The following is a 3399-nucleotide window of genomic DNA, read 5'->3' as shown; positions in this document are numbered from 1 at the left end:
CTGCCCACCGCTGTATTGAGCGTGGTGCCAATCGTGGCGTCGTACTTGTTGTTGGCGCCCGGGCCGTAAATGCGCCCGTACTGGATGCAGGCGTTGCCAAACGTCTTGGTTTGGACAATACCGGTCCAGGGGTCTGGCTCAACCGGCGCCTTCCAGCGCAGCGCACCGGTGGGCGGCTTGGCGAACGGCAGGCCTTTCCAGAAATAGGTGCCTGAGTTCAGCGAGTCATCCACGCCTTGAACTTGGCCATTCGCCGTTGCACGCACGGTCGGATCGTTGGCGGCGGTTGAGCCGCCACCGCAGGCGCTCAAACTGGCGGCCAATACAGCACCAACCCATAGCAGTTGTCTGGTTTTGAAAATCATCTTGTGTCTCCATGTTGGGGTAAGTCTTGACTTGCGTTGCCAGGCAAACCGGCAGAGACTGCGCAGGCACGACAACGCACACAAATATTCTAGGAACGGGGGCCCTCAGTTGCACTATCACAAGCGCGCCAATTTACTGACTTCGCGGCACATTGCGCGGATCGCTTGCGCATGATGGAGCGCACCAGTTCCGCCGCGTGGCTAAGAGGTGTGGCCGGCATGTTTGAGGCCGAGGGACTCGATGTGCCCGCGCTCTTTGCCGCGACCCAACTGAATATGAAAAAGCTCGATGATCCGGATGCCCGCTACCCGGCCGACGATATCAGCGAGCTGTGGGATCTGGCGGTGGCGCGGTCCGGCAAGACCACCTTGGGGCTATCGCGCAAGCTGGCTGCCAAGTATGGGAACTTTGATCTGGTGGGGTATGCGATGGTGTCGAGCCCGACCTTGCTGTCCGGTCTGCATGGCATGGCGAAATCAATGGCAGTGGTGTCTGACGCGGCCACCTTCACGGTGGAAGCGGTGGACGCTGGCTATGCTTTGGCCTTGGGACACGTTGGCAACAAGCGGCCGGTGCCGCACCAGCGCACGGAATACGGGCTGCTGACCGTGCTGATGCTGTGCAACTGGCTTACCCGCCAGGACTTGAAACCGCTGGCGGCCGAATTTGCGTTTCCCCTGCCGGTGAGCCTAGACCCCTATCGGGACGCATTTCAGTGTGCCATCAGCTTCAATCAGAACGCCACCCGCCTGCTGTTGAAGGCGGACGACCTGACGGCGGCCTTGCCCAGCCATAACCCCTCCATGCTGGCCGTGCATGAGCAACTCATTGCGCACCGGCTGCATGACTTGGGTGCGCAAAGCATCGCCGCGCAGGTGCGCCGCCACCTGATGGCCAGACTGCAATACGGCGAGCCCCGGCGCGAGGAAATTGCGCGCCTGCTGTGTATGACTGACCGAACGCTGCAGCGACGTCTCCAGGCCGAGCAGGCATCGTTTCAAAACCTGCTGGATGAAGTGCGGGCCGAGCTGGCCCAAAAATACCTGGCCGATAACCACTATGTGCTGGCGCAGGTGTCGGACTTGCTGGGTTTTGTGGATCAGAGCAATTTCTTTCGGGCCTGCAAACGATGGTTTGGCGTGCCCCCTGGCTTGTACCGCAGCCAGATGCTGGAGGGCTCCGGCGCATTAGCCAGGAAGCACTGAGGCCCGGTATTGCCCCGGCCCCGTCCCTTGCCAGCTCTTGACCACGCCGCGCCCCAGCCGACCCGAGATGCTTTGGCGCACCACTTAGGCCACGATGCCGACCTCACGCGGGTGGCGCGCTTGCAGCAACTCGCCGCCGTTGCTATGGCGCGTGGCGCGATGGAACAAACAGTTGACGGCATCGCGGAATGATAGCGGGGCGACTTGGCGTTGAAGCCAGCTGCCCGCGTTGCGCTATCTTTTTAATAGCTTATCGCGCCTATTCCACGCGGGCTGGAGGCCTGAATCGCTTTGAATCAAGGCGTCTACCACGCTCAACCGACTGATGAACGGTCATTCGCCCCTTACTGGGACAGAATCCAGCCGACGACATTCTTGATCTCGCCCATGTCCTTGGTCTCGATGACCTTGTGTTCCTCTTCGGTACCGTCTTTATGCTTGACCTTGGGTGACTTGGTGAGGTTATCGACCAGCTTCGCTTCCGCGTCGCCCTTGCCCTTCCATTTCGCGGCAATTTTCTTGAACGATGACCCCGTCTTGTCCTTGTCTATCGCATGGCATTTCAAACAACCGCTTGTCTTGATCAATGCCGTGGCGGCCTCGGCATTGACTGCGGCGTAGGACATGCCAGAAAACGCTGCCGCCGCAATACCAATGACCGAAAGGGGGATTAGTTTTTGGGGGATCGAAAGTTTCATTGCGAGGTTCTCCTATGCAATTCCGTTCATTTCAGTTCACGGATGAATATCAAGATGGATACAGACATGCGTCTGCCGGTCGGGGAACGCTGCGTCGCCGCATTGCTCACACGCAACCAGACAAGAAACAAGTCTGGAGATAGAGCCATCCCGATAAACAGAAGCGCTGTTATGTTGCTCTGATTCGGGGTGCACGTCGGCGAAATACGAAACTTCTCTGATCTGGGTCAAAGCGGCAGCGCAATGACCATGCGCGTGGCATTCGTTTGACGCCGCGGGTGGCGTGGCCCCCATCAATGTGCGCATCAGGCACCTCGGTGCGGTCGTATCAACATAACCCACCGTTCACGCACTTGCTCAACCGTCAACTTGCTTGTTCCAAGCAGCATGCGGACCTTGCTGAGCCGAACGCTCTGCAGCAATGCAGAAGTGCTACGCCCGGTAACTGGTCGGCCACAGACAACAGGCTTCACCTCTTGTCTGTGCCTCACCTTCAACGTTGCACGACTGCTTCGGGTAAAAGTGACGGGCCGCAGTCTTAACTGGAAGCCGACCCACCTCGCCCGAACAACCACACCAGATCCAGCACAACCTGTCTCGTCCCTCGGCATCCATCGATGACCCGATTCACAACCGATGTGTTCACTCGGATCACGGGTCAATAACGCTAAATAGCTATCAAATTAATAGCGTATAACGCATATTCCACGAGGGCTAGAGGCCGAAAACTCATAAAGTTAGTAAAGAGAAAGCCCCCAACTTGGCGCGATAGCACAAGCAATTGGCGGCATCGCGAAATGGCAAACCGGTGGCCTTGTTCTACAGTCGGCTTCATACTGAAGCGAAAAGGAGCAAGGCATGCGACGATGGAATGGCTGGGGCGACGATGCCACCTCGATGGACCTCAACGAGGCCGCGCGCGCCATGATGAACGCCCGCCTGGGACCAGGCCTGCCCGGAGTTGACGCCACGCGCGACGCGATGCTGGCGCAGGTTCCGGCCTCGCGCCTGCCCACGCATCCGCTGATTCAAACCGACGCCGACACCCGTTTTGCCATGGCGCTGGGCGAGAGCTTTGGGGACTGGATCCGCAAGCGCTTTGGCGCCCTGCCCCCGGTGCCCGATGGCGT

General features: G+C 59.1%; 3 protein-coding genes and 1 pseudogene. 2 read left to right on the top strand and 2 right to left on the bottom strand.

Features of this window, described 5'->3' with window-relative positions:
- Positions 1-365: carboxylesterase family protein (locus B3V69_RS19850; RefSeq protein WP_296449281.1), on the bottom strand; the 365-nt coding region annotated here is incomplete at its 3' end.
- Positions 366-536: 171 nt separating this feature from the next.
- Between B3V69_RS19850 and B3V69_RS19845 the strand changes: the two genes are divergently transcribed.
- Positions 537-1571, top strand: a complete 1035-nt coding sequence (locus tag B3V69_RS19845; protein WP_296449278.1) for an AraC family transcriptional regulator — start codon at positions 537-539, stop codon at positions 1569-1571.
- A 344-nt stretch (positions 1572-1915) separates the two neighbouring features.
- Here the strand turns inward: B3V69_RS19845 and B3V69_RS19840 are convergent, their stop codons facing one another.
- Positions 1916-2269: a c-type cytochrome gene (locus B3V69_RS19840; RefSeq protein WP_296449275.1), complete on the bottom strand. Its 354-nt coding sequence runs from the start codon at positions 2267-2269 to the stop codon at positions 1916-1918.
- Positions 2270-3127: 858 nt separating this feature from the next.
- Here B3V69_RS19840 and B3V69_RS19835 point away from each other — a divergent pair.
- Positions 3128-3399 (top strand): annotated as a pseudogene (locus tag B3V69_RS19835) (FAD-binding oxidoreductase); the annotation flags it as partial.

Source organism: Rhodoferax sp. UBA5149, from assembly GCF_002413825.1.
Lineage (GTDB): Bacteria > Pseudomonadota > Gammaproteobacteria > Burkholderiales > Burkholderiaceae_C > Rhodoferax.
Note: the sequence above shows the minus strand (reverse complement) of the source record. Positions and strands in the feature narration are given on the sequence as shown.

Coding starts and splice junctions, on each gene's coding strand:
- B3V69_RS19845 (WP_296449278.1), top strand. CDS start 537: ATGATGGAGCGCACCAGTTCCGCCGCGTGGCTAAGAGGTGTGGCCGGC.
- B3V69_RS19840 (WP_296449275.1), bottom strand. CDS start 2,269: ATGAAACTTTCGATCCCCCAAAAACTAATCCCCCTTTCGGTCATTGGT.